Source organism: Phormidesmis sp. 146-12 (assembly GCF_052939495.1).
Genome location: NZ_JBJPHS010000006.1, coordinates 102,018 through 127,068 on the forward strand (window position 1 = coordinate 102,018; position 25,051 = coordinate 127,068).

The 25,051-nt window shown below is 48.5% G+C and carries 17 protein-coding genes; 15 read left to right on the plus strand and 2 right to left on the minus strand.

Annotated elements, in window-relative coordinates:
• Positions 1–45 precede the first annotated feature (45 nt).
• Together ACKFKF_RS04685 and ACKFKF_RS04690 are read right to left on the minus strand one after the other, a co-directional pair.
• Entirely contained in the window at positions 46–336 is a 291-nt protein-coding gene (locus tag ACKFKF_RS04685; protein ID WP_446857848.1) for a Mo-dependent nitrogenase C-terminal domain-containing protein, read from the minus strand.
• A gap of 682 nt (positions 337–1,018) precedes the next feature.
• A complete protein-coding gene (locus tag ACKFKF_RS04690) occupies positions 1,019–2,128 on the minus strand; it encodes a bestrophin family protein (protein ID WP_446866615.1) in 1,110 nt (369 codons plus the stop codon).
• 693 nt (positions 2,129–2,821) lie between these two features.
• Between ACKFKF_RS04690 and ACKFKF_RS04695 the strand changes: the two genes are divergently transcribed.
• From ACKFKF_RS04695 to ACKFKF_RS04765, 15 genes are all read left to right on the plus strand, one after another.
• A complete protein-coding gene (locus ACKFKF_RS04695) occupies positions 2,822–3,652 on the plus strand; it encodes a carbonic anhydrase (protein WP_446866616.1) in 831 nt (276 codons plus the stop codon).
• 28 nt (positions 3,653–3,680) lie between these two features.
• Complete coding sequence (locus ACKFKF_RS04700) at positions 3,681–3,980, plus strand: 2Fe-2S iron-sulfur cluster-binding protein (protein ID WP_446866617.1); 300 nt, start codon at positions 3,681–3,683, stop codon at positions 3,978–3,980.
• Positions 3,981–4,136: 156 nt separating this feature from the next.
• Entirely contained in the window at positions 4,137–5,372 is a 1,236-nt protein-coding gene (locus tag ACKFKF_RS04705) for a proton extrusion protein PcxA (RefSeq protein WP_446866618.1), read from the plus strand.
• 89 nt (positions 5,373–5,461) lie between these two features.
• On the plus strand, positions 5,462–6,745 hold the full coding sequence (locus ACKFKF_RS04710; protein ID WP_446866619.1) for a hypothetical protein: 1,284 nt from the start codon (positions 5,462–5,464) through the stop codon (positions 6,743–6,745).
• Positions 6,746–6,842: 97 nt separating this feature from the next.
• Positions 6,843–7,310, plus strand: coding sequence for an FHA domain-containing protein (locus tag ACKFKF_RS04715; RefSeq protein ID WP_446857842.1), 468 nt, complete (start codon positions 6,843–6,845; stop codon positions 7,308–7,310).
• A 68-nt stretch (positions 7,311–7,378) separates the two neighbouring features.
• Complete coding sequence (locus ACKFKF_RS04720; RefSeq protein ID WP_446866620.1) at positions 7,379–8,260, plus strand: hypothetical protein; 882 nt, start codon at positions 7,379–7,381, stop codon at positions 8,258–8,260.
• Positions 8,261–8,621: 361 nt separating this feature from the next.
• Entirely contained in the window at positions 8,622–10,640 is a 2,019-nt protein-coding gene (locus ACKFKF_RS04725) for an NAD(P)H-quinone oxidoreductase subunit 5 (RefSeq protein WP_446866621.1), read from the plus strand.
• 166 nt (positions 10,641–10,806) lie between these two features.
• Entirely contained in the window at positions 10,807–12,468 is a 1,662-nt protein-coding gene (locus ACKFKF_RS04730; protein ID WP_446866622.1) for a hypothetical protein, read from the plus strand.
• A gap of 511 nt (positions 12,469–12,979) precedes the next feature.
• Complete coding sequence (locus tag ACKFKF_RS04735) at positions 12,980–13,681, plus strand: pentapeptide repeat-containing protein (RefSeq protein WP_446866623.1); 702 nt, start codon at positions 12,980–12,982, stop codon at positions 13,679–13,681.
• A gap of 262 nt (positions 13,682–13,943) precedes the next feature.
• Positions 13,944–15,596, plus strand: coding sequence for an NAD(P)H-quinone oxidoreductase subunit 4 (locus ACKFKF_RS04740; protein ID WP_446866624.1), 1,653 nt, complete (start codon positions 13,944–13,946; stop codon positions 15,594–15,596).
• Between the two features lie 635 nt (positions 15,597–16,231).
• Entirely contained in the window at positions 16,232–17,416 is a 1,185-nt protein-coding gene (locus ACKFKF_RS04745) for a response regulator (protein ID WP_446866625.1), read from the plus strand.
• Between the two features lie 40 nt (positions 17,417–17,456).
• Positions 17,457–17,822 carry a response regulator transcription factor gene (locus ACKFKF_RS04750; protein ID WP_446866626.1) on the plus strand — a complete coding sequence of 122 codons (366 nt, stop codon included), beginning with the start codon at positions 17,457–17,459 and terminating at the stop codon, positions 17,820–17,822.
• A 14-nt stretch (positions 17,823–17,836) separates the two neighbouring features.
• Positions 17,837–18,379, plus strand: a complete 543-nt coding sequence (locus tag ACKFKF_RS04755; RefSeq protein WP_446866627.1) for a chemotaxis protein CheW — start codon at positions 17,837–17,839, stop codon at positions 18,377–18,379.
• Positions 18,380–18,408: 29 nt separating this feature from the next.
• Positions 18,409–21,828, plus strand: coding sequence for a GAF domain-containing protein (locus ACKFKF_RS04760; RefSeq protein ID WP_446866629.1), 3,420 nt, complete (start codon positions 18,409–18,411; stop codon positions 21,826–21,828).
• Between the two features lie 133 nt (positions 21,829–21,961).
• Positions 21,962–25,051 carry a hybrid sensor histidine kinase/response regulator gene (locus ACKFKF_RS04765; RefSeq protein ID WP_446866630.1) on the plus strand — a complete coding sequence of 1,030 codons (3,090 nt, stop codon included), beginning with the start codon at positions 21,962–21,964 and terminating at the stop codon, positions 25,049–25,051.

Below are 25,051 nucleotides of genomic sequence, written 5' to 3' on the forward strand. Positions count from 1 at the left end.
TCATATTTGACATCCGGTTTGTCTCTACTGAGCCAATGAATTGAGCTAGATGTAGCTTGTAATATCTTGATGACACTCATCCGCTAGATAAGATAGCGCTCGAAATCTTAAGCCCATCAACTCATCGTAAAAGGGATTGAGTTTGCACAATGGTGGAATGTGTAGTAGCACACGATCGCCCCAAAGCTTGATGTCACGAGCAAACGGACACTGCGACGGAATCAATTTGCACAGCCAGTTGGCGACTCTGGGATTATGGATCTCAGTACGATCGAGCCGTTGACGAATTGAACTAGAGAGCAGCGTAATACTGTGGTGAGGTAGTGTAACATGCATGATGTAAGCTCCTTGCAACTGTGAGGCTAGTCTCGCTCTGAAACTAGCGAAGGTCTAAAAAACAAGCGAATCTTCAAGGGGTTGACTGCCGGAGTGGCGGTGGACGGAGTAGCCCTAACTTTACATCCGCCCTACCACTTCGACTTCCAGCCTCACCCAAGTAACCTGCCAGACTGTACGCCTTCTACAGCCAGGCGAGCGGCGGAGGTAGTCATATGCCGCAGGTTATAACGAATCCCGTTTACTGCCTAGTGGCTCTTGACTGCTCACGGGAACCTCTTTGGGTTTGCTGAAATTGCTCTACCTGTCTGCAATTCTAAGTCTCGTCAAGTGACAGGTCGGGGATGAAAAAGTGACAAACTGGAGATAATGTTGAAGGGAGCAGAAACCGACGATCGGGGATGTTCCTGAATGCTGAAGTGGCTCCAACGGTTCTTCCAATCCGTCTTTTGCGACAATGTTCTGTAAATTGTAGAGGTACGGCACCTACAATCTAGAGGGTTAACAGCTTACCGCTGGTTGACTGACAAATCTTTCCCCCTCATCCCTAAATCCCTTCGCCCCCAGTGGGAGAAGGGACTTCAGAAAAATTTAGATTTGAAAGCCCCTCGCCTGTCCTGGGAGAGGGGTTGGGGTGAGGGCGGTTCGAGTTTTGTTAGTCAACCAACAGCTTATCGTCTATTTAGTTGACAATGCTGGATGATGCCCTGGGCCATTCAACAATGTTGCGAGAAGAAGGAGCGTGCTGGATCAAATCTTCAACATTGCGTTTAATGGTGTCGCAGATAAAGTCTAGAGGCAAATCGTTCGGATCATGTCCAAAAGGCTCCTCGATTTCAGAACTCACCTCCTGAATAGACAGGAAAATTAAACTGATGAAAGCCGTGGCTGGGCTAACCCACCAGTGTAAATTATCGACCAATTCTAGAGGTACAATGATGAAATACGCTACTAGCAATATCTTAAGCGTCATTGTATACGCCAAAGGCACAGGTGTCTTCAAAATCCGCTCACACCCACCCAGAATATCTACCAGGTCATTCAGCATTTTATGCAAATCCTGGAGCTGAAACCCGTTAATCTGTCGATGTTCATACTGCTGCTGCACATAGTCCTCAAGCCAGAATGCAATCTCTAGAGGGCCATGGTTTACCTCCTGAAGTCTGCGATATTGAGGCAGTGACATCAAAGGTGCTAACTCGTCGTTTAAGCTCATCGGATCACGCCGCAGATGCAGTTTCATCGCTACAGCAAACGCAGCAACTAACCGCATCGAGTCTTCTTTTTGGGTGCGATCGTGCGGCAGTCGCTCTTCCACACTGATCCAAATGCTGCGGACACAATTGCGAACCGTATTCACCATAGATCCCCACAACTTTCGTCCTTCCCAAAATCGCTCGTGGGCTGCATTTGTGCGAAAAACCAACAACAAACTTAAAGCAATATTCAGTGCTACAGCAACATGGGGCAACGCCTTATTTTCATGGACAGCAGAGAGATAGCCAAGCTGATGTAGTAGAGAAGTGAGTGCAGCATACCCAGCGCACAGTAACACCCAGGGAAGAATTGCATGAAGCACAGTGTCTCCTAGTCGAAACAGCACTTGCAGCCCAGTGAGTTTTTCACCTGTGTAGCGCGAAAACTTTTCTTGAAAGGATCGCAATGAAACCAGTTTTTGCCGAGATTTGCGTTTTGGAACAGGGCTTTTTTCCTGCCTTTCTTTTAAGTGAACATGGTTGGAGTTGGTCGATCGCTTCTGAAAACGGTGCATCAAATTCCTTGCTTTAGTCATCTTCAAACCTCTGGATTCCTACAAGTTTCGAGCAGTATTACTCGCGTGGGCACTCATACCAATCTCGTGTGTTGTTGAACTGCATAGAAGCCTGACAGCTTCTTGTGATGAGTGTTTAAGAAGGCAAGCCGTTCATCACGAAAAATGGATGTCCGCATTTACTCCGATCGAGTCGCGAATTTCTGAGGGGCTAATTCTGTTAGACTCTACAGGATTGCCATACACCCCTCGCCTTCGTTGTGGAAACAAAAGTCTATTTCTTGAGTTGTTGCAATCACTGACCTTTGCGATCTGATGGCGATCGAGCCATTAAATTTTTATGGCTTGCTCAAGTCAACAAGATGATCGACTGTCATAGGACAATTCATCTTTTATTAGATGATGATTTGCATTAATAAAAACTATAAGTGAGAGAACGTAACAAAGTCGAGGCAAAAAAGAGAGTTTACCCAATTTGCTCTCAATCCGCGACTCTGGGTGAGAAGATTCAAAGTTCCTCAATCCAGGATCTCAGCCTAAAAGAACTGTCTACTCCCGGCTTTGTCACAGTTCTGTCCCCAGTTTGTCACTGTCGTTTGTTTAATGTGATGTCTAGTTCACGCTTCAAAAGCCGGGTAATGCGGATAGCGTTACTGCTCACCAAACATCCGCATTACTTTTCTCAAAGAACACTGCTCAGACGGGGCTAAACCAATGAAAAAACTAATTGAAGGTTTGCAGGAATTTCGGAAAACCTATGTTCCTGCTCATCGGGAACTGTTAGCACAGCTTTCTCAGGCACAAAAGCCTAGAGTCATGTTTATCACCTGTTCTGACTCCCGGATTGACCCTAATCTGGTGACTCAAACAGAGATCGGTGAACTGTTTATTGTTCGCAATGCTGGAAACATTATCCCACCCTATGGAGCAACCAATGGGGGCGAAGGAGCCACGATCGAGTATGCCATTCACGCCTTGGGAATTGAGCAAATCATCGTCTGTGGTCACACGCACTGTGGGGCAATGAAAGGACTGCTGCATCTCAATAAGCTTCAAGAAGACATGCCTCTCGTCTATGATTGGCTCAAACATGCAGAAGGCACTCGCAGACTGGTCAAAGACAGCTACACCAACCACAGCGATGAAGAAATGCTGGAAGTTGCAGTAGCAGAGAATGTGTTAACTCAAATCGAAAACTTGAAGACTTATCCGCTAGTCCACTCCAGACTGTATCAGGGTAAGCTGCACATCTATGGTTGGGTCTACCAAATCGAGACGGGCGAAGTGTTGGCTTATGACCCCGTTACCCATACTTATGTGCATCCTCAGAGCCAGATTGCTGACGACGAGATGGACGGGCAAACCGGAAAGCCTTTTGTTAAGACCAGTGCGCCCCCGGTTGCTTGTGAGTTTCATTCCCTTAAAGCCCTCGACCCAGATGTAACTGGGCAAAATGATGAAGGTGCATCTCAAGAAGTAACGCCTCGCCTCCCGATCGAGCCTGTGTCTGAGCTATCTAGAGTTCAGCAACAGCTATCGGCTTGAATGATCTTTTATCCCTGAGAATCACTGTATGGCAACCTACAAAGTTAGACTAATTAACCCGGATGAGGGGTTAGATGTGACGGTTGACGTTCCTGAAGGCGAGTACATTTTAGATGCGGCTGGGGAACAAGATGTTGACCTCCCTTATTCCTGTCGGGCAGGTGCTTGCTCGACCTGTGCTGGCATGTTAAAGGAAGGAAAAGTCGATCAGTCGGATCAGTCTTTTCTGGATGATGAGCAGATCGAAAATGGGTATGTATTGCTTTGTGTCGCTCGCCCCACGTCTGATTGTACTCTGCTCACTCATCAAGAAAGTGCGCTGTACTAAAATTGAATGTTCTGGAAGTTAAACGCTCGTTAAACGTTCATTTCTCAACGACTCTACTTTGACAATTCAATGGGTGCCGCTCTACCTTTTGGTTTGCTAACTAACTCTGCACTACCCAACAAAACTAAGAATCGCATCTGCTCACCGGAGGGGATCATGACTTCTACATTGGCAAAGCTTAAGGAGTATGTGCAAGCTTCTAGCGATCGCTTTCTCAATACACCCGATCGCGCCTTAAATCGTGCTTACCAGTCCGTTCAGCAAATTGAACTACTCGAAACCCAGTACTTTAGTGGTGATAGCGCTTCCATCGAAGCTTACGAAGGTCATGCAGCGGCCTTTTTGAAGGCAGAGCTTGAAAAAAATCTGAGTGTTGCCAGACTAAAGCTTTCAGAATTTAAGACGAGCAGCGTGATCTTTGAATCGCTGAGTGATAGCCAACAAGAAAAGTTGAGCGTCATCGATCGGGTGTTAGCCAGATACACAGCGACGAAGGTTCCTTCATCTGCACTCTTGCCAACTTCTGCAACGCGGATCTCCACAACGGCAACCTTTCAGATAGAGCCAGCCAATACCTCTACTGCGAGAAGCTCGGTAGAAAAAACAGGGTTGCTGCCGCGCTCGATCGGAAACACCTTCAATCGGCTCAAAGAAGAGCTAAATCCCAAATCAGAAGCAGAAGTTATCAAGAAGTTTCGCAGCGACCAGGAGAAAACCGCTATTTCGGTGCGATTTCTCTTAGTGTTGGCGCTGGTTCCTCTATTGACTCAGATCGTGACGAAGCAAGTGATCGTCAGTCCGATCGTCGAGCGTGTTAGTGGTGGAGAGACAGCCCAGATTTTCATCAACTCTGAAATGGAAGAGGAAGCATTCAGGGAGCTACAAAGCTTTGAGGAAAGTCTGAAGTTTTCAGCGCTGATCAAGTCCAGCCCTCGACTTTCAGAAGCGGAGCAGGAAACAAGAGTCGAACAGAAGGCAGACGAGATTGCCGAACAGTTTCGACAAAGAAGCAAGAATGCCATTAGCAATGTGTTTGCTGACTTGATTGCTCTAGGAGCCTTTGCCCTGATCCTCTTAATGAGCCAAAAAGAGATTGTGGTTGTCAAATCATTGATGGATGAACTGGTGTATGGTCTCAGCGACACTACAAAGGCTTTCTCCATCATTTTGATGACTGATATCTTTGTGGGATTTCACTCACCCCACGGATGGGAAGTGCTATTAGAGGGAATGGCAAACCACCTGGGCGTTGCTGCCAATCACAGTATGATCTCGCTCTTCATTGCGACGGTTCCAGTTGTGATGGATACCATCTTCAAGTACTGGATTTTTCGATACCTGAGCCGTATGTCACCTTCAACGGTGGCCACGCTCAAACAGATGAATGAGTAGCACACCGACCAGCAAATCGTCACCCTGCTAGAAATGCCTCAGTCTAATTACTAGTGCAAAGGTTTGGGAGTCAATCCATGAGTTCAAAAATGCCTGAGAAACGTGTACGGTTTGTTCTTTGGGCGCTAGCAGGTTGTGGGCTAGTCTTGCTCGGTTCTATCTTTTTGGGCACCAGTGCAGTGCATTTTTTGCGGATCATCCTGTTTTGGGTGTTTATCCTGCTGAGTGTCCTGGTTATTCTGCGATTGTTTACAGAGTCGGGGGAAGCTTCAAAAGATCAGGTTGCGGATGCACTTAAAAACCAGCCTGTCAGCGACTCGCTTCCTTTTGCTTCTCTAATGCGTGTGTTGAGTCTGAGCTATGAAGTGTGTCAGCAAATTTCTATGGCTGTCCTGAGACGCTTTTCAAAAACTTCTGCAAGTCCGCGATCGTTTGGAGCCGTGCGAAGTCGATCGCGCATTGGCGCTGCCGATCAAGCGCTCCCAGTAGAGGAGCGGACGGAGTTTAACCCGATTCGCAACCGTCTTCCAGATAAGGAACAGACCCAGATTGGGCCGTTCCCCAAAGCACTTCCCTCTACGTCGCCCCTTAAGGCGCTAACACCAACAGAGTCCAGTCCTATCGAAACCTTTCTTCCAGACGAGGAGCCACCGATTAAACACACTCCTAAAACGCCACCACTAGAAGAATCAACCAGGTTTAGAGCAGTGGGACATCTGCCAGGAGAGGAGCGATCGCAGGTGAGTGGTTTGTATCATGCGCCTCAACTAGAAGATCTCACCGGATTAAGACCAATACAGAAACCTCTTGTCGAGGAGGAGCGATCGCGGCTTCAGCCTTCTCAAAGCTCTCTTCCCGCACAGGAAATGACAGGATTACTCCCACTAGAGGACAAGCGATCGCAGATCCACCCCCCGCCACAGGAGCCTACGGTGTCGATTGTCGCGCAGGAGCCTGTTCAAGACCTTGTTCAGCATAAGGAGCCACGCGAAGGACAACATGAGACTCAACATCAACCGCCTCAAGTTAAACACTCTCTTGAAGCATCCTTACCTGAAAAGCAACCACCCGCTAGAACACAGGAAGTTATTTTAGGCACGCGATCGCAGACTCAACACATCGATCAACCTTTGATAGAAAAAAAGATGCCAGAGGAGCATACTACATTCAGGCCCATGCAGAAGCCGACCTCAACCGAAGATCAAACACAGGTTAGATACTTACCAAAAGCGTCTTCTCGCGAAGAGCCAACTTCATTTGGAGCCATCCAGAAGCGTGTTTTGCAAGACGATCAAACGCAGATCAATCCCCCCAGCAAGACCCCTTCAAAAGACGGACAACCGCGAATTAAAAGCAATTCAAACCACGATTGAATCTGGCTAGCTAACCCAGAAGACAGTGACCAGAAGACAGTGATTTGTTGGCACTAACCACTTCACACATCTAACTAACACAGGGAACTATACAACCATGATCACGCTCAAAATATTCGATCACCAAACAGGCGAGTCTCAGGAAAAGATTTTTACTTCTAAAGCTTTGGCTCAAGGCGGAGGGCTGATTGGTCGAAACGCCAAATGCGACCTGATGCTAAACAGTTCTGATGTGAGCCGCGTCCATGCTCGCATCTTCAACCAGGCAGGACAGTATTATTTTTCTGATCTCGGCAGTACTAGCGGCTCGATGGTCAACGAAGAAGACGCTCAAACCAATCAGAACTTTCCTCTAAAACTCAATGACACGATTCGCATTGGTGATTTTGTCCTAACGGTGACAGCCGCTAAGTCTAGCAATGGCGCTAGTAACTCGATCGTTGCTTTTACTCGTACATCGGCACGATTTTTGGCGGTAGTAGGAGTTTTGACATCGTTAGTTGCGATCGCTTATCTCTATCTTCCAGTAGATAGTCTTTCGCTTGACCAACTTTTCCATCCCTAGCTTTCTCCACAAGTTTTCTGGTTTGTTTCTAAATTTTTTACCTCTGCACCCCACGAGAGTTAAGCTTCATGTCAAGAGAAGAAGAAGTTCTGAAAAAGTTTCGCACCTCCAGAGCCAAGACTACAATGGCCGTTCAGTTTCTACTGACTCTGATCTTGGTGCCTTTGTTGACTCAGCAGCTATCCAAGCATTTTCTTGTTCGCCCGATCGTCGATCGTATGAGTGGAGAAGAGTCGGCTCAAGTGTTTCTCAATTCAGAAATGAAAGAGGAAGCCTTCAAAGAGCTTCAAACTTATGAAGAAAGTCTCAAATTTGACGCGCTCATTCACGTCAGTCCACCCCTAGTAGGAGAATCAAAGCCAGAAAAGACACCTGAACCATCAGAAATTAAAACAGAAAAACCAGCCGAACCATCAGAATCGAACCTGGAAAAGCCTGAGCCATCAGAAGTTAAATCAGAAAAGGCAACGACAGAACCCACGAAAACACCTGAGCAAGCAGCAGAAGAACGAGAAAAGCTAGTTCAGGAGAAAGCGATCGAGATTGCTGAACAGTTTCGTGGAAAAAGCAGAAATGCTGTGAGTAACGTGTTTGCAGACATGATCGCCACGGCATCCTTTGTGCTAGTTTTGCTGATGAGCCGCCCCCAAATCGCTGTCTTCAAGTCGTTTATGGATGATTTGGTGTTTGGTCTGAGCGACAGTGCTAAAGCGTTTATCCTGATTTTGATGACGGATATTTTTGTCGGCTTCCACTCGCCCCACGGCTGGGAAGTGTTGCTGGAGGGAATAGCGAATCACTTAGGCGTTGCCGCCAGTGTCAGCATGATTTCTCTGTTTATTGCGACGGTTCCGGTGATTATGGATACGGTATTAAAGTATTGGATCTTCCGATACATGAGCCGGATGTCCCCGTCAACCGTTGCGACCTACCGAGGAATGAACGAGTGATGTGATTCACAACTAACTATCATTCTGTCTCAAAACCCTATTTAGCACCCTTTAGAAGTTCTCGAAGGGTGTTTTTTATATTTACATCTCATCTTTATACCCTCATAGCTTATATGTTACATACCTCCATTTTACTTGTTGCAGAGAGCGATCGACGATAAGCTCATGGCGATCGCCCAATCCAGTAAACAGCCGCAATGTAGGATGAGGCAGCCATAAAATAGATGGAACTAATCTTGGGTCGATTCTGCTCCGCCCCAGGTTTGTTACCTCAGTGAGGATAGCTTAATGGAAACATCGGGGTTTTTAAGTGATGTCTCAAGCTGGTTGATTATAGACAATATGGGAGCAGGCATGAATCATGGAACTACTATATCAGTATGTCTGGCTAATTCCGGTACTGCCTTTGGCTGGAGCGGCGTTGATTGGTTTGGGTTTAATTACCTTTAACAAAACAACAAATCGTCTTCGTCGAGAAAGTGCCGTTTTCATCATGTCTCTGGTTGGAGCCGCGATGCTAATGTCTATGTCCTTACTGTGGAGTCAGATTCAGGGACATGCCTCTTACATCGACGGATTTGAGTGGGCAACTGCTGGAAGTTTTCATCTAAGAATCGGCTACACGATCGACCACCTGGCAGCAATGATGCTAACGATCGTGACCACTGTAGCGTTCTTGGTGATGATTTACACAGATGGCTACATGGCGCATGATCCGAGCTATGTTCGTTTCTATGTTTATCTGAGCCTATTTAGCTCCTCAATGCTGGGGTTAGTGATCAGTCCTAACCTGGTGCAGATTTACATTTTTTGGGAACTGGTCGGCATGTGTTCTTATCTGCTGATCGGATTTTGGTATGAACGTAAAGCGGCAGCGGCGGCTTCTCAAAAAGCGTTTGTTACCAATCGAGTTGGCGATTTTGGTTTGCTGTTAGGAATTTTAGCCCTGTATTGGACGACAGGCAGCTTTGAGTTTGAGGTGATTAGCGATCGCTTACAGGCATTGATTCAATCTGGTTCTCTTAGCGTTGGTTTAGCTTCCCTGTTTGCAATTCTAGTTTTTCTTGGCCCCGTTGCCAAATCTGCTCAGTTTCCATTACATGTCTGGTTGCCCGATGCGATGGAAGGCCCGACTCCGATTTCTGCGCTGATCCATGCAGCAACGATGGTCGCCGCCGGAGTTTTCTTAGTTGCGCGAATGTTTCCCGTCTTTGAAGGTCTGCCTGCTGCAATGAATGTGATTGCCTGGACAGGGGCATTCACGGCATTTTTGGGAGCGACGATCGCCATCACTCAAAACGACATCAAAAAAGGCTTGGCGTACTCCACCATGTCTCAGTTGGGCTACATGATCATGGCGATGGGAGTAGGCGCTTATAGTGCCGGATTGTTTCACCTGATGACTCACGCTTACTTTAAGGCGATGCTGTTTCTGGGGTCAGGTTCTGTGATTCATGGGATGGAATCTGTAGTCGGACATGACCCTGCTTTAGCGCAAGATATGCGCCTGATGGGTGGATTGAGGAAATACATGCCCGTCACAGCGACTACTTTTCTAATTGGCACCCTCGCCATTGCTGGGATTCCGCCGTTTGCTGGGTTTTGGTCAAAAGATGAAATTCTGGGGGCTGCCTTTGCTGCAAATCCAATCCTATGGGCGATCGGCTGGCTGACAGCAGGAATCACCGCCTTCTATATGTTCCGTATGTATCTCTCAACTTTTGAAGGGGAGTTTCGCGGACACAATTATGCCATTCGTCAGCAGCTCCAGACTAAAAAACTTCAACAGTCTGCCGAATCTCCTGACCAGCATAACAACCATCGCGAGTACCCCCATGAGTCACCGTTGGCAATGGTGTTGCCATTAGTGATTTTAGCAATCCCCTCCCAGCTAATCGGGCTAGTAGGCACTCCGTTTGCCAACTACTTTAAAGCCTTCCTAAATTCCTCAGATCAAGCGTTGCCTGCTTTGATTGAGCGAATGAATGTTTTTGATCTGAATGAGTTTCTGTTGATAGCAGGAACCTCGGTCGCGATCGCGCTACTTGGCATTATTCTTGCCCTCCTGATGTATCTCAAGCACGAAATTGATCCAGGTGCGATCGCACATCGAATTCGACCGCTTTACTTGCTCTCTTTGCATAAATGGTACATCGACGACTTGTATGATGTGGTGTTTGTTCAGAGCAGTCGTCGCCTTGCCCAGCAGGTGAGAGAAGTCGATCGCACAGTAGTGGATGGATTCGTCAATCTGACAGGTTTAGTCACTTTAGTCCTGGGCGAAGGCTTAAAGTATCTGGAGAGCGGTCGCGCTCAACTCTATGTACTACTTGTTTTTGGCACAGTGTTGGGACTAGTCTTGCTATCAAGTGTGAGTTGATGAGTAGGCTGCTTGGCGGAACATTGACTAAACAAAATCAATCCACTGTCTTGGAGTGTTTAAAGTATTAGAACACGATCGCATTCATCGAATTAGCTAAAGCAACTACTCAAAGCCAGGGTGCGCCTCTACCAAAATTCCCACTCTTTAATTCCCAGGAGGAATCGTGGTTAACTTGAAAGGCGAATCTACGGTAAAAAAGCTGGCTACAACGGTACTCATGCTTGGAACAATCACAACTTTGCAGTTGCAGACCAACCCTGCTGTGGCAAAAGATCCAGTATCGGTTGTCTGTGCAGGTCGGATCGCTTTGAACACGGCGGGTAGCCTCAAACTCCCCTATTGCAGCAATAAACCTTTGGGACAACAAGATACCACTGTTCGGCGTGCTGTGATTGTTATTCATGGCACAAACAGAAATGCAGATGACTATTACCAGTACATTGTAGAGGCTGCGAAAAAGGCTGGAGCATCCAACGATACGATTATTTTAGCTCCACAGTTTTTGCTAGAAGAAGATATCGAAAGCCGCAACCCTGGACGCGATATTTCATTTTGGACAAACGATGGCTGGAAGCAGGGAGACTCATCACTATCCACATCGAGCAACCCGCGATCGACGCAAACTAGCTCGTTTAGTGCAGTCAATGGAATGATGGAGCAATTAGCAAACCGCAACCTCTACCCCAACCTGCAAAGCATTACGATCGTCGGACACTCAGCAGGCGGACAATTTGCCAATCGCTTTGCGGCGGGGAGTGTCGAATCAGCAGCGGTGCCCACCCGCTATATCGTCGCTAACCCATCTTCCTATGTCTACTTTGATGGCAAGCGCAGAGTTCTCAAGACGGTTGATCAATTTGCGGTTCCTGGCGCTCAGGCACAATCTAGTTGTCCTGACTTTAACACCTACAAGTATGGTTTGAGTGGGTTGAACCCTTACATGCAGAACCTTGGAGCCGCCAAGATCACATCGCAATATGCCCAACGACAAGTTGTTTACTTGCTCGGTGAAAAAGATACCGATCCGAATGCTTCTTCCTTGGATAATGATTGTCCTGCTAAGCTACAAGGGGCGCACCGATTTGAGAGAGGAACGATTTACTACAACTATCTAACTCAATTCTTTGGTTCCTCAATTCAGAACAACCATAGGAAAGTTACGGTTCCTAATGTCGCGCATGACAGTCGTGCAATGTTCAACTCTAGCCAGGGTGTTCAGTCTATATTTGGACAAGCTGCACCGACACCAACGCCGACTCCCACTCCCACTCCCACTCCCACTCCTACACCCACTCCCGCTCCGACTCCGACTCCGACTCCGACTCCGACTCCTACCCCTACCCCTACTCCCACTCCTACTCCTATTAGCAATTCGGTCACCCTACAGGTTGTAGACGGCTGGGATACCAAAAACCGGAAAACCTTAGTCCAAGATGGGAAAGTCTACGTAGTCAAGAAAAGTGATAACGATCGCTTAGATTTAGAATCAGGCGATTTTTGGTCATTCAAGTTTGGTAACACTATCCCGACAAGTAGCACAATTCGATCAGTGAAAATCTACATAGAACACTACGAAGAAGAAGGAATTTCGCCTAACTCAGTGGTCTTTCAGATTGGTGGCGGCTCACTAACCAAACCCTCCATCTTAGGAAGCCAAGCAGTCCCCGTTTTGTCAGGCGAGTCAAAAGAGCGCCTTGTAGAGTGGGATGTGACGGCAGCAATCAACACAGCCGCAAAGGTAAATGATTTGAAAGTTATTGTCCGTAATACCGGAACGAATGGCAAGAAGATCAAACTCGATCGAGTCTATGTCGTCGTCAGCTAAAGCACCAGCATTTAGGGTGTAGCCTGATCTAATACCAAATCTACCTGGCTGACTGACAAAACTCCTAAAACCCTCGATTCTTCGTAGGTTGGTGTTGAGCAACGCGAAACCCAACAGCAGCCTTTCTACCGTTGCTAACGTTGGGTTTCACCAGGTTCAACCCAACCTACCTGAAAAGATTTGTCAGTCAATCAGCCAAATCTACTGATTGTTGATACAAATCCTCGCCCCCTAAATTCCCCAATTCTGGGAGACTTTGAAACGGCTTTTCTAATGAGTTCTTTCCAAGTCTGAGAGACAGAAATCAGTTAGTTCACTGTTATGAGTATCATTGGTTGATTGATTTGGTATAAGACTATGTTCCTGTGTCTAGGGGAACTAACAACTCCCTTAGAAGCTGACACGATGTCCTCGGCTATTGCATAACGAATCACCCTTCTATGGGTTTCCAATCTCAGAGAGTAGACAAATCGATCGGATTTGACCAATTGAGGCAATGGAGGTTAAGGAAATGAATGCAAAGGCACTGGACGCGAGAGAAATAGCTGTTGAGAAGCTTGTAAAACGCTATCTCTTAGGGCAAAGAAGTTTTAGCCAGACCAATCTCAGCGGCGCACATCTAAGTAAAGCCAACCTTAGAGAGGTCGATCTGAGTTGGGCAAAGCTAAGTCAGGCAAACCTGAGCGGTGCAAACCTCACGGGTGCAAATTTGATGGGGGCAGACTTAAGGGGAGCCGATCTGAGTATGAGCATCCTACGCCAAGCAGATCTTTGCCGAGCAGATCTTAGTAACGCAAATCTGAATGGAGCAGACTTGACTGAGGTGGATCTGCAATGGGCGATCGTGAGAGAAGCAGATTTGAGTCGAGCCAGCCTGCGAGAAGCGAACCTGAAACAGTCTACTTTATCAATGTCTAAGCTAAGTCAAGCCTATCTACCCTGGGCAGATTTGAGCGAGTCAGACCTTACAGGAACTGACTTTCAGGAGGCGGTTTTGTTTATGGCTGATTTGACTGGGGCTAACTTGCAGAGCGCAAATTTCAGCAGAGCCGATCTCGTTGGAAGCTGTCTATTTAGAGCAAATCTCAGGCAGGTTAATTTGAGATACGCAACAATGAGGGGAACCATCATGCCTAATGGCACTTTTCATGATCGTTGCAGTGAGCCGATCGTGGAATATCCCAACTTTGTTACCTCCTTTGACTTAACTTAAAGCAAGAACAGACTTCATTCACTCACCACCCAGCGATCAGGTAATTTAGCAAGAAGCATCCGAATGTGTGGTTCAGGTCTGTCTCACCCTACTAGTTGATCGCGATTAGTGTAGTTCTACCTTTCAAGCTCGTCACCGCAGATATGTGCGATCGCTCAGTAAGGATAAAGCATTGATGACCATTGATGGTCAACCCCAAGGGCCTTGGCACGACTGCTTTGCCCTTTACACGCAGAAACTACTCTCTTCTTAAGTGCTAACCATGAGCATTCAATTTCCCTGGATAACAACGATCGTTATTCTGCCGCTCCTAGCTGCCTTCGTCATTCCTGTACTGCCAGACAAGCAGGGTAAAACCGTCCGATGGTATGCGCTGAGTGTTGGCTTAGTAGACTTTGCCCTGATGACCTATGTAGCCTGGCAGCACTACGATTTTCAGACGGCTGAATTTCAACTCACTGAAACCTACTCCTGGATTCCACAGTTGGGGTTGAACTGGTCAGTTGGCGTAGATGGTCTATCAATGCCATTAGTGTTACTAACAGGTCTAGTAACTACCTTATCCATCTTTGCAGGGTGGAAAGTCAAAGATAGGCCCCGGTTGTTTTACTTTCTGATGCTGGTAATGTACAGTGCCCAGCTTGGTGTATTTGTGGCAAAAGACCTCTTGCTGTTCTTTATGACTTGGGAACTAGAACTGGTTCCAATCTACCTCCTGATTGCAATCTGGGGTGGAGCCAAACGCCGCTATGCTGCAACAAAGTTTATTCTCTACACTGCCCTAGCTTCGATTTTTATCCTGGTAGTTGGTTTGGGAATGGCGTTTTATGGAGATACCGTCACCTTTGACATGGAAGCATTAGGCCTCAAGAACTATTCTTTGGGATTTGAGCTACTTGCTTATGCAGGCTTCTTGATTGCCTTCGGAGTCAAACTACCGATTTTCCCACTGCACACCTGGTTGCCCGATGCTCACGGCGAGGCTTCGGCTCCAGTTTCGATGATTTTAGCCGGGGTCTTGTTGAAGATGGGAGGCTATGCCCTGATTCGCATGAACATTGAGATGTTGCCCAGTGCCCATGTCTACTTTGCCCCCGCGATCGCCATTCTCGGCTTGGTCAACATTATCTATGGTGCGCTGTGTGCGTTTGGTCAAACCAACCTAAAGCGACGGCTGGCTTACTCCTCAATCTCACACATGGGCTTTGTGCTACTAGGCATTGCGTCTTTCACCGACTTGGGTCTCAATGGTGCAATGTTACAAATGCTATCTCATGGATTGATTGCTGCCAGTCTGTTCTTCCTTGCGGGTGTCACCTACGAGCGGACTCACACCCTGAATATGGACGAGATGGGCGGAATGGGTAAAACCATGCCTAAGACGTTTGCTTTGTTTACGGCTGGCTCTCTGGCTTCTCTGGCGCTGCCCGGAATGAGTGGCTTTGTCGGGGAGATTATGGTGTTTCTAGGTTTGGTATCGAGTGATGCCTACAATCCCACGTTTAAGGCAGTCGTGATTTTTCTGACAGCGGTTGGGCTAATTTTGACACCAATCTACTTGCTCTCTATGCTGAGACAGGTCTTCTACGGAACTGAAAATTCAGCGTTGAAGGAACATCGGCCGTTCTTTGATGTGAATCCTCGCGAAATGTTTATTACGGCTTGCTTGTTGATCCCGATCGTTGGGATTGGTTTCTACCCCAAACTAGTCACACAAACCTACGACATCAAGACAGTCGAAGTGTCGAATCTTCTAGAAAACAACTTGCAGAACAACTTAGCAGTGATTGCTCAAAAGCGTCATTCTCACTATGCTGACAGCCTTACAGCACCCGCGCTTTCTGAAAATCCTGCAAAGCTACTCAGTGTTGACAACTTAAGTACACTGGTCGCTTCTGATCAACCCTCAATGTAACGCTTGTAATTCAGTTGAACTCGGTGAAACCCAACGTGAGAATGTCAGTCAACCAGGATCAACTTTCAATGCAACGCTTGTAATTCAGTAGAGAACGCCGAAATAAGGTTGATTTCTATCTCACAGAAGTCAACTTTATTTTGGTTTTTTTATGAAAAAATATAAGAATCATAGACATTATTGACAAGAATTACACTGTCTATTGAGTTTGTAGTGATCTCAGTAGAAAGACGTATAAAACTCAGGAAAAAACTGAAGTTTTAATAGAAAAGAGTACTTATAGTTATTAGCAACGTAGTCTGCATTGCGAGATGTGGTTCGATTGGTGAAATCCCATCCTCAAGAGTATTTGAGATGGTTCGGTTGATCAATTAAGCTTCAGGGACTACACAAAGCTGCTGCATTAAAGTATTCAAAATATTGGCAGCTTCTACTACTGTAAAAATTTTGATAATTGCCCTGCAAGAGAAGGCTTTATCAGGGTTGATCAAACTAGTTTGTGTAGCTTCCATCCTTGAGACTAGTGGTTTACCGTGCTTTTTCTTCTACAGACATTTATATGGCAGCATTCTACCCTAAAAAAACAGGTGTTAGTAGCTGATCAATGATTTAGATTTCCCTCCAGTCTTTCAACAATGTTTACTCCATCATCTGTGAGATTGATCGAGCCTCCCATTGCGATTTACAAAGTGGAAAACGCCCACGAACTCGCAAGGCATATTCAGCTTTGTAGTCGAGAGAGGATTTCAGGTCGGCTGGATTTGAGTGTTTCGGGTACTCAGGGAACCCTGTGGAGTTTGTTTTTTCACTTGGGGTGCCTAACGTGGAGCGCGGGCGAGTTGCACCCACTGCGTCGTTGGAACCGACAACTGTATCAGCACTGTCCTCATCTGGCTGCGGACGATCGGGCAACAGAGCGCCCTCAAACCTGGGACTACGGCTCTTTAGTCAATCAGGTTAAACAAGGAAAAATTCTGCCAGGAAAGCTGGCAGCGATCGTGGGAGGCAACATTCTAGAGCTGCTGTTTGATGTGATTCAGACGAGTCAACAGCCCCGACAGCGCTTGGAAATGCGACTAGCTTACAGTAAGCTGTCTCACGATCTGCTGACCTCACCGCAGGTTTCGCTTCAGGCTGACCAGGCCTGGCAGCAAGCCCAAAAAGCCTGGGAGATTTGGCAACAAGCGGGTTTGGTCGGCTTTTCCCCCAATCTAGCACCCATCATCTGGGATCAGGAAGGACTGCGACAGCAGACATCACTGCTCGCCTATCACAACCTCTCCGCCCTGGCAGACGGCCGGTGGACGTTGAGAGATCTAGCCGCCAAATTAAACCAGCCCCTAGTGCCCTTAACGCAGTCCATTATGCCCTATGTGAACGAGGGGACGATGGGGCTAACGCTCGTTGATGACATCAGCTTTCGCGTCAAGTCAAACACAGGTTCCCTGATTGCCTACATTGACGACAGCCGATTTGATAGCGCGATGATGGGGCAGATTCTGGCTCCGGCTGGCTATCGGTTTATCAACATACGCGACTCAATGCAAGCACTGCCAATGCTGCTAGAACACAAGCCTGACCTGATCTTTTTAGACTTGCTTATGCCTGTGGCAAATGGGTATGAAGTCTGTGCCCAAATCCGCCGCATTTCAGCCTTCAAAGACACTCCAGTGATTATTCTCACCAGCAGTGATGGCATTGTCGATCGGGTGCGGGCAAAGCTTGTTGGCTCTTCGGGCTTTTTGGCAAAGCCGATCGAGTCAGCAAAAGTGCTGTCTGCTTTGGAGCAATATCTACCAGTTTCCTCCCTGTCTTCTTAGAAGGCTGATTTGAAGAACGTTGTATCACGAGCACATGTCTATGACCACGATCCTTTTAGTTGAAGATAGTTTGACAGAAACTGAGGTGCTAACCCGCTACCTCAAGCAAGCAGGTCTGGCAGTAATTAGCGTCACCAGTTGTGAAGAGGCTCGAATCAAGCTCGACTTGAAGAAACCAGATCTGGTGGTTCTGGATGTGATCCTCCCAGGGCAAAGCGGGTTTGAATTGTGCCGCGAATTAAAAACCCAGTCCAGCACTTCACAGATCCCGATCGTGATCTGCTCAACCAAGGGAACGGATGTAGACAAAATGTGGGGCGCAATGCTGGGGGCGGATGCCTATCTTCCCAAACCTGTCGATCAGAAAGAGTTTACAAAAACCGTTTTGCGCCTAACGGCGGCTTAGGAGGCAATTTTATGATGCAATCCTCCGATTCAGCATTAGCCCTCAGTAGTCTGAGCGCGTTGATAGTAGGCCCCCTTCCCCCAGAAACTCGCCAGCCACTGCTCCGCTTTCAGCTAGGAACCGAGGACAGCGTGCTGCTCCCCCTAGAGCAAATCACAGAAATTCTCAAAATAGACGGGAGCGAGATTTTGCCCGTTCCTGACATGCCTAGCTGTGTAATGGGGATTTGCAACTGGCGAGGGGAAATGCTCTGGCTCATAGACTTCAACGACTTTGCGGGCTACCCGTCGCCCTTTCAACCGGAGCAAAGAGCAACCTCGATCGCGGTGATCGTGGCTCAAATCAATCACCAATCAATCGGACTGGGCGTGCAGCAAGTGCATGACATTGAGCTACAGGATTTGCAGCACCTTCAACCCACCACGCTCGGTTTGTTTGCGCCCCAACTCTTGCCACTAGTTCAAGGAACGATCCCAGGGTGCAGGGATGCTGTTTTAGACCTCCAACCCATTGTTCATTGCCCCCTATGGAAAAAATACCCAGGAGGAGAAGCTTAAAGTTTTTTACTTTAGAGGCTTCTCCAACCATGCGCTTCGTGAAACAACTCGTAGGCAGTGACCCCCCAAAAAATCGAGCGATCGCAGATCCGCCAAAACAATCAACCCTGACCGATCAAGACACGATTCTAGAGGTCAATCCTCCCCAGTTTGCTCAACCAGATAATGCTCCAGAAATACCCATAACCATGCAGAAACTAAAGCAATCTAAAACCAGTCCCTCTTCTAGTTACGAAGTCACCACGCCCTTAGCGAACTCGTTTAACAACAGTGAGCCACCAGCGCAGTACCCGGAGCGTTCCAGTCTGGAGCTATTTACCATTGCCAACCAGATGCGCCAGACAGAGACGGTTGAAACGTTGTTTGAAACCACTGTGACGGAAGTTCATCGCGCTTTACAAGCAGATCGCGTGCTGATCTATCGCTTTCAAGGCGAACACCAGGGCGTTGTCGTTGCCGAGGCGATGATGGTCGGCTACACGCCCAGCTTGAAGGTGACACTCCCGGCGATCGCCTTTGGAGTCAAGCACCCATCAGACTATCAGCAACAGTCCTTCGTGGCACTCGATGAAGTTGTCCAAGAAGCCGTCACGCCCTATCAGCTTCAACTGCTACAACAGTTTCAGGTCAAGTCAAGTTTAAGCCTTCCCATTTGGGTGGGGGAGCAACTCTGGGGGCTACTGGTCGCCCAGCAATGTTCTAACTTTCGCAAATGGGAGGAGGTAGAAATCAAGTGGCTCGACCAAGTAGTTAGGGAACTGAGGCTAACGCTTCAGCCAGTAGAAGTGCGTGCCCAAAAACACAAGCAAGCTGAACAAGACAAAATCATTGCAAAAATGATTCAAAAAATCCACCAGTCTCCAGATGTGGCGAGCGTTTTTGAGACGACAACCCAGGAAGTGCGGCAGCAGTTGAAATGCGATCGAGTCGCAGTCTACCGCTTTAACCCAGACTGGAGTGGTCAGTTTGTGTCGGAGTCAGTGGGTAAAAGCTGGATCGCGCTCGTGGGACTTGAGCTTGAAACCGCGTGGGCAGATAGCTATCTGCAAGAAACTCAGGGAGGTCGTTATCGCAACAATGAAACGGTCGCAGTGGATGACATCTACAACGCGGATCATAGCCCTTGTCACCTTGAGATTTTGGAAGGGTTTGAGGTCAAAGCTTATACGATCGCACCGATTTTTGATGGAGAAACGCTGTGGGGCTTACTGGGTGCTTACCAAAACTCAGGATCGCGCCACTGGGAGCCAACCGAGGTAAGTTTGCTGGCTCAAGTGGGGCGGCAGTTTGGGCTAGCGATCCGACAAGCGGAATATTTAGAGCAAGTCCGATCACAAACCACTCGACTCAGCCAAGAATCAGAACAGGGGCAAGCCGTCGCCCGTGTCATCGATAAGCTTCGCCAGGCTTCTGACATTAACACCATCTTCAAAACCGTCACCCAAGAAGTTCGGAAGCTCCTGAATGTTGAGCGGTTGACGATTTACAAATTTCGCCCAGACTTCTTTGGCGATTTTGTGGCGGAGTCAGAGGCTAGAGGTCTGCCCCAGCTTGTGGGCAGTGGTTGGGAAGACCCCTACCTCCAAGAACATCAAGGCGGCATGTTCTGCAACAACGAGCCATTGGTCATCGATAATATCTACACTGGGGGTCTGACCGATTGCCATGTAGAAGCGCTAGAGGTCTATGAAGTCAAAGCCTGTCTGGTCGTAGCTATCTTCCAGGGACAGACGCTTTGGGGGTTACTTTCTGCGTTTCAAACCAGTGCCGAGCGGCATTGGCAAGAGGGAGAAGTTCAATTAATGATGCGAATTAGCGCTCAGTTGGGGGTAGCATTGCAACAAGCAGAATATTTAGAGCAACTGCGAATTCAAGCAGAACAGTTGGCAAAGACAGCAGAGCGGGAACGCTTCATTACCAGAACGGGCGATCGCATTCGGCAGTCTCTCGATTTGCAGAAGACCTTTAAGACCACTGCTAGAGAAATCCGCAGCTTTTGGCAGGTCGATCGCGTGGCGATCTTCAAATTTGACCCAGGCTACAGCGATGGATCAATTATTGTAGAAGATGTTACGCCAGGCTATGTTTCAGCCTTGACGGTCAAGGTGACGGATCACTGCTTTGTCGAAGTGGCAGCGCAATATCAAAAGGGTCGGGTCTGGGCGCTTGATGACCTCTATCAATCAGGAATGGCAGACTGCTATATCGAATTGCTGTCTCAGTTTCAGGTGCAAGCCAACTTAGTGGTGCCCTTGTTCAAAGGAGAAAAACTTTGGGGTTTGTTCTGCATTCACCAGTGTAGTGGGCCTCGGAAGTGGCAAGAAGCAGAAATTGAATTTGCCAAACAGATTGCCGCCCAGCTCAATGTGGCTATTCAGCAAGGAGAGTTTGTTGAACAATTGCAACAGCGATCGCAGCAATTAGCAGAAGCTGCCCAACGAGAAAAGAGCGCCAAAGAGCAACTTCAGCAAGAAGTTATCCAATTACTGATGGCAGTCCGACCTTCGCTGGCAGGTGATCTGACGGCTCGCGCCCCGGTGACCGATACCGAAGTAGGCACGGTGGCTGATGCTTATAACAACACCCTGGGTAGCCTGCGGCAAATCGTGACGCAGATGCAAGCCGCCGCTAACCAAGTGAGCCAAACCACCCAAACCAGTAGTGCTTCCATTACAATGCTCACCCATCAGGCTCAAGCGCAACTCCAAGCGATCGACCAAGCCCTCGGACAAGTGCAAAGGATGGCTGGCTCAACGGAGGCGGTGGAGACCAATGCCCAACAAGTAGAAGCTGCCGTTCAGCAGGCAAACCAAACGGTCTTAGCGGGCGATGCGGCGATCGATCGCACCGTGGAAGAGATGGACGACATCCGAGAAACCGTGATGGAGACCAGCAATCGGCTGCAACGTCTAAGCGACTCTTCTCAAAAGATTTCCAGAATCGTCAGCTTGATTGGCAACTTTACCACCCAGACCCAACTGCTAGCCTTGAATGCGTCGATCGAAGCCACAAGAGCCGGAGAGTTTGGACGCGGGTTTGGTGTCGTTGCCGATGAAGTGCGATCGCTGGCGCGACAGTCTGCCAATGCTGCCACTGAGATTGAGCAGCTTGTCCAAGAAATCCAGGCAAGCACGGCTGAAGTGTCTACCGCAATGGAGACAGGCATTCAACAGGTTGAATCAGGAACCACCGTCGTGAATGAAGCGCGTGAGAATTTGAATGCGATCGTGGGTGCTACGGCTCAAATTAGCCAACTCGTAACGGGCATCACCCAGGCCACTCACGCCCAGACTCAGGAATGTCAGTCAGTTACCCAAACGATGACGAAAGTAGCCGCCATTGCCCACCAAACCTCGGAGGATTCCGCTACGATTTCTGCCTCATTCAAAGAGCTACTCGCAACGGCTCAAGACCTGCAATCCAAGAGTGGACAGTTCAAGGTCGATTAACTAGACAGATCCATTGACCTCCTGCATCAATACTCTGCCCCCGCCCTGGCCCTCTCCTCAAGGAAAGAGACCAAGAGGGTTCTGGCTGGGAGCATCCCAACTGTGTCGCTGAGATCTTCGCCCCCCTTCAATCATGACCCCAGACCCAACCATCCGTGAGCAAACCTATCAATACTTTCTTCAAGAAGCCCCCGAACTGCTGCAAGCGCTAGAAGAAGGCTTGCTGCGCCTCCAAGAGAGCTGGGGCATCAATGAAGTCAACAACCTGATGAGAGCCACCCACACCCTCAAAGGGGCAGCCACCAGCGTGGGATTGGAGACGATCGCCAGCGTGGCCCACTCGCTCGAAGATATCTTCAGAGCACTCTGTCAGCCCAACCTATCCCTCGACTCAGAAGCGGAAGCATTACTCTTTGAAGGAATGGAGTGTCTTCGCCTGCCGCTCATGGCAGAACTCACAGGCAGATCGGTAAACCATGCCGAAATTCTCGATCGAGCCGCCGCTATTTTTACCCTACTGCAAGCCAAGCTAGGAGACTGCTTTGGTCAAGAAGCCTATCTACCCACCTCGGCAGATTTGGGGTTTGATCTGACTCAATCCTTATTTGAAGGGGGGGTTACTCAACGACTCGCGCAAATCGCAACGAGCCTGGACAATGACCCCCCTGAAGAAATCTGCACCGTACTGCGAACTCAAGCCGAAATTCTTCTGGGTTTAGCAGAGTCTCTCAACCTAGTCGGGTTTGGAGCGATCGCCCACACGGTGCTTACGGCTTTAGATCATCATCCCGATCAGGCAGTGATCATCGCTCAGATCGCTCTCGCAGACTTCCAAGCAGGACAGGCAGCCGTGCTGGGGGGCGAGCGTAGCCAAGGCGGCGAACCCTCTCGTGAGCTACAACAACTCGCTGATCTTCCGCCACGCGGGGATGCCTTCACGCTCAATGCTGATATAGCTGAGATAGAGGTGAGTGAGTCAATCGAAGAGGCGCTAGATACTCCGCTTTTAGAAAGCATCTGGGGGCAGCAGTCCACTTTAGATGAGCCAATATTCGATCAACAGTTGAAAGAACTGGTACAACCAGACTCAGGCGCAAACGTTGAGCAAACCCTGAGCCAGATGTATAGCCCGCCTCAACCTGAGCGATCGGTAGCTCCTCTAAACGCGCTCCCCCAAAAAGACCCAGTTTCGCCACTGCCTGCTGTGCGAGTGGGGGTAAAGCAATTAGATCATCTCAACTACGTGATCGGCGAACTAGTCACCCACCAAAACCGCCAGTCGCTTCAGACCGAGCAGCTACAGACGGTCAGTAAAACCCTGCTCAACCAGATCCGGCAACATCAACAACTGCTCGGTCAGCTTCAAGATCACTCCGCTCACCAGGCTAACTTGTTCAAACAGCCACAGGCGAAAAATCCACTAGGAGCGCCTTCAAAGCTCCCGCGTAAAGCAGCCCGTAAAGCCTCTAAACAAGGAAGTACTCAGGCTCGCTCTGATTTCTTAGCCCGCAACCACGGGAGCAACGCTGCCCTGATTCAGTTGCTGGTCGATCACCTGGTGCAGTTAGCAGAAACGGCGGATGCTATTGATCTGCTGACTCGCGAATCTGACCAAACCCTAGAAAAGCAACAGCAACTGCTAACCTCTAGCCAGAGTGCTTTAATCGAAGCTCGGATGTTGCCCCTTGGTGAGATCTTGGGTCGCTTTCCCAATGCTCTACAACAGCTAGAAACCCTGCACAACAAACCGATCGCGCTCAGGCTGCACGGCAACGAAGTTCTCGTGGACAAAGCAGTAGCTGAAAAGTTGTTTGACCCTTTGCTGCACTTAGTCCGCAATGCCTTTGACCACGGGATTGAACCTGCCGCCGTTCGACAACAGCGAGGCAAACCAGAGAAGGGGCAGATCACACTCTCTGCCTACTACCAGGGCAGACATCTCGTCCTCGAAGTTCAAGACGATGGCAATGGGTTGGACTTTGATCAAATTCGACACCGCGCGATCGAGCGACAACTCATCTCCCTCGAAAAGGCGCATAGTCTCACTCAAAATCAGCTAACTGATTTGCTATTTGAGCCAGGGTTCTCCACGGTGTCTCAGGTCAGTGATCTCTCTGGGCGAGGCGTTGGGCTAGATGTCGTGCGAAACCAGGTGCAAGCTCTGCGAGGGGCGGTCACGGTTGATTCTGAGTTGCATCGGGGAACGACCTTCAAGTTGCAGATTCCGCTCAACCTGACGATCGCTCAATTGTTTGTCTGCGAGGTGGGGTCTAAGACCTATGCCTTGTTAGATGATAGCGTTGAGCAAATTTTGATTCCGATCGCTAGCCAGATTCAAGAGCGCAACGGGGGCAGGTTTTTGCGGTGGAGTCAGGGCGCAGAAGAAAAACTGGCTCCGATCCACTCGCTGGCAAGCCTTCTCGATTACGATGCAGCGACTCCGCTCTCCATGAGTTTCCAGGCTCCCCTGAGTGCCAAGGATTCGATCGATCCCGTCATTGTGATTCGCTGCCAAGAGACCCTACTGGGTTTGGAGGTCGATCGTCTAATTGGGGAGCAACAATTGGTTATCCGTCCTTTAGGAGCTATGATTGGCTCACCGAACTATATTCATGGGGCAACGGTGCTGGCCGACGGGCAATTAGCATTGGTCGTAGAGGGGGCGATGTTACTTCAAAAAGTGTTTGATCAGCAGCGTACCGCCCCAGTCCATCACCATTGGGCTAAGACAACCGCTGGGTCGCTTCTAGCCAGTCCTGAGCGATCGATCCTGCCTCAGCCCACTTTTTCAGCCCTCCCAACTTCAGACTTTAGTGAAAAGCCAGACACTCGAATTCTAATTGTGGACGACTCAATTACTACACGCCAATCCCTGACGCTGACTCTGCAAAAAGCTGGCTATCGTGTCTTTCAAGCTCCGGATGGTTACGAAGCTCTTGAGCAGTTTCAGCGTCAATCTGATATCCGGCTAGTTATTTGTGATATTGAAATGCCCCGCATGAACGGGTTTGAATTGCTGAGAAACCGACAACAAATTCCTCTATTAGCAGACATTCCGATCGTGATGCTGTCATCTCAGAGCGGCGATAAGCACCGGGCACTCGCCTCACAATTAGGAGCAACGGTTTATATGGTCAAGCCTTATATGGAGCATAAACTGTTGGCTATCGTATCAGATCTGCTCAAAAGAACGGCCCTCAACTCTGCATCTGAGCTAGGATAA

Excerpts from the sequence above, each read along its gene's own strand:
- ACKFKF_RS04720 (WP_446866620.1), top strand. The coding sequence starts at position 7,379 with ATGTCAAGAGAAGAAGAAGTTCTGAAAAAGTTTCGCACCTCCAGAGCC.
- ACKFKF_RS04690 (WP_446866615.1), bottom strand. The coding sequence starts at position 2,128 with ATGACTAAAGCAAGGAATTTGATGCACCGTTTTCAGAAGCGATCGACC.
- ACKFKF_RS04745 (WP_446866625.1), top strand. The coding sequence starts at position 16,232 with ATGTTTACTCCATCATCTGTGAGATTGATCGAGCCTCCCATTGCGATT.
- ACKFKF_RS04755 (WP_446866627.1), top strand. The coding sequence starts at position 17,837 with ATGCAATCCTCCGATTCAGCATTAGCCCTCAGTAGTCTGAGCGCGTTG.
- ACKFKF_RS04740 (WP_446866624.1), top strand. The coding sequence starts at position 13,944 with ATGAGCATTCAATTTCCCTGGATAACAACGATCGTTATTCTGCCGCTC.
- ACKFKF_RS04685 (WP_446857848.1), bottom strand. The coding sequence starts at position 336 with ATGCATGTTACACTACCTCACCACAGTATTACGCTGCTCTCTAGTTCA.
- ACKFKF_RS04750 (WP_446866626.1), top strand. The coding sequence starts at position 17,457 with ATGACCACGATCCTTTTAGTTGAAGATAGTTTGACAGAAACTGAGGTG.
- ACKFKF_RS04715 (WP_446857842.1), top strand. The coding sequence starts at position 6,843 with ATGATCACGCTCAAAATATTCGATCACCAAACAGGCGAGTCTCAGGAA.
- ACKFKF_RS04765 (WP_446866630.1), top strand. The coding sequence starts at position 21,962 with ATGACCCCAGACCCAACCATCCGTGAGCAAACCTATCAATACTTTCTT.
- ACKFKF_RS04700 (WP_446866617.1), top strand. The coding sequence starts at position 3,681 with ATGGCAACCTACAAAGTTAGACTAATTAACCCGGATGAGGGGTTAGAT.
- ACKFKF_RS04735 (WP_446866623.1), top strand. The coding sequence starts at position 12,980 with ATGAATGCAAAGGCACTGGACGCGAGAGAAATAGCTGTTGAGAAGCTT.
- ACKFKF_RS04760 (WP_446866629.1), top strand. The coding sequence starts at position 18,409 with ATGCGCTTCGTGAAACAACTCGTAGGCAGTGACCCCCCAAAAAATCGA.
- ACKFKF_RS04695 (WP_446866616.1), top strand. The coding sequence starts at position 2,822 with ATGAAAAAACTAATTGAAGGTTTGCAGGAATTTCGGAAAACCTATGTT.
- ACKFKF_RS04725 (WP_446866621.1), top strand. The coding sequence starts at position 8,622 with ATGGAACTACTATATCAGTATGTCTGGCTAATTCCGGTACTGCCTTTG.
- ACKFKF_RS04710 (WP_446866619.1), top strand. The coding sequence starts at position 5,462 with ATGCCTGAGAAACGTGTACGGTTTGTTCTTTGGGCGCTAGCAGGTTGT.
- ACKFKF_RS04705 (WP_446866618.1), top strand. The coding sequence starts at position 4,137 with ATGACTTCTACATTGGCAAAGCTTAAGGAGTATGTGCAAGCTTCTAGC.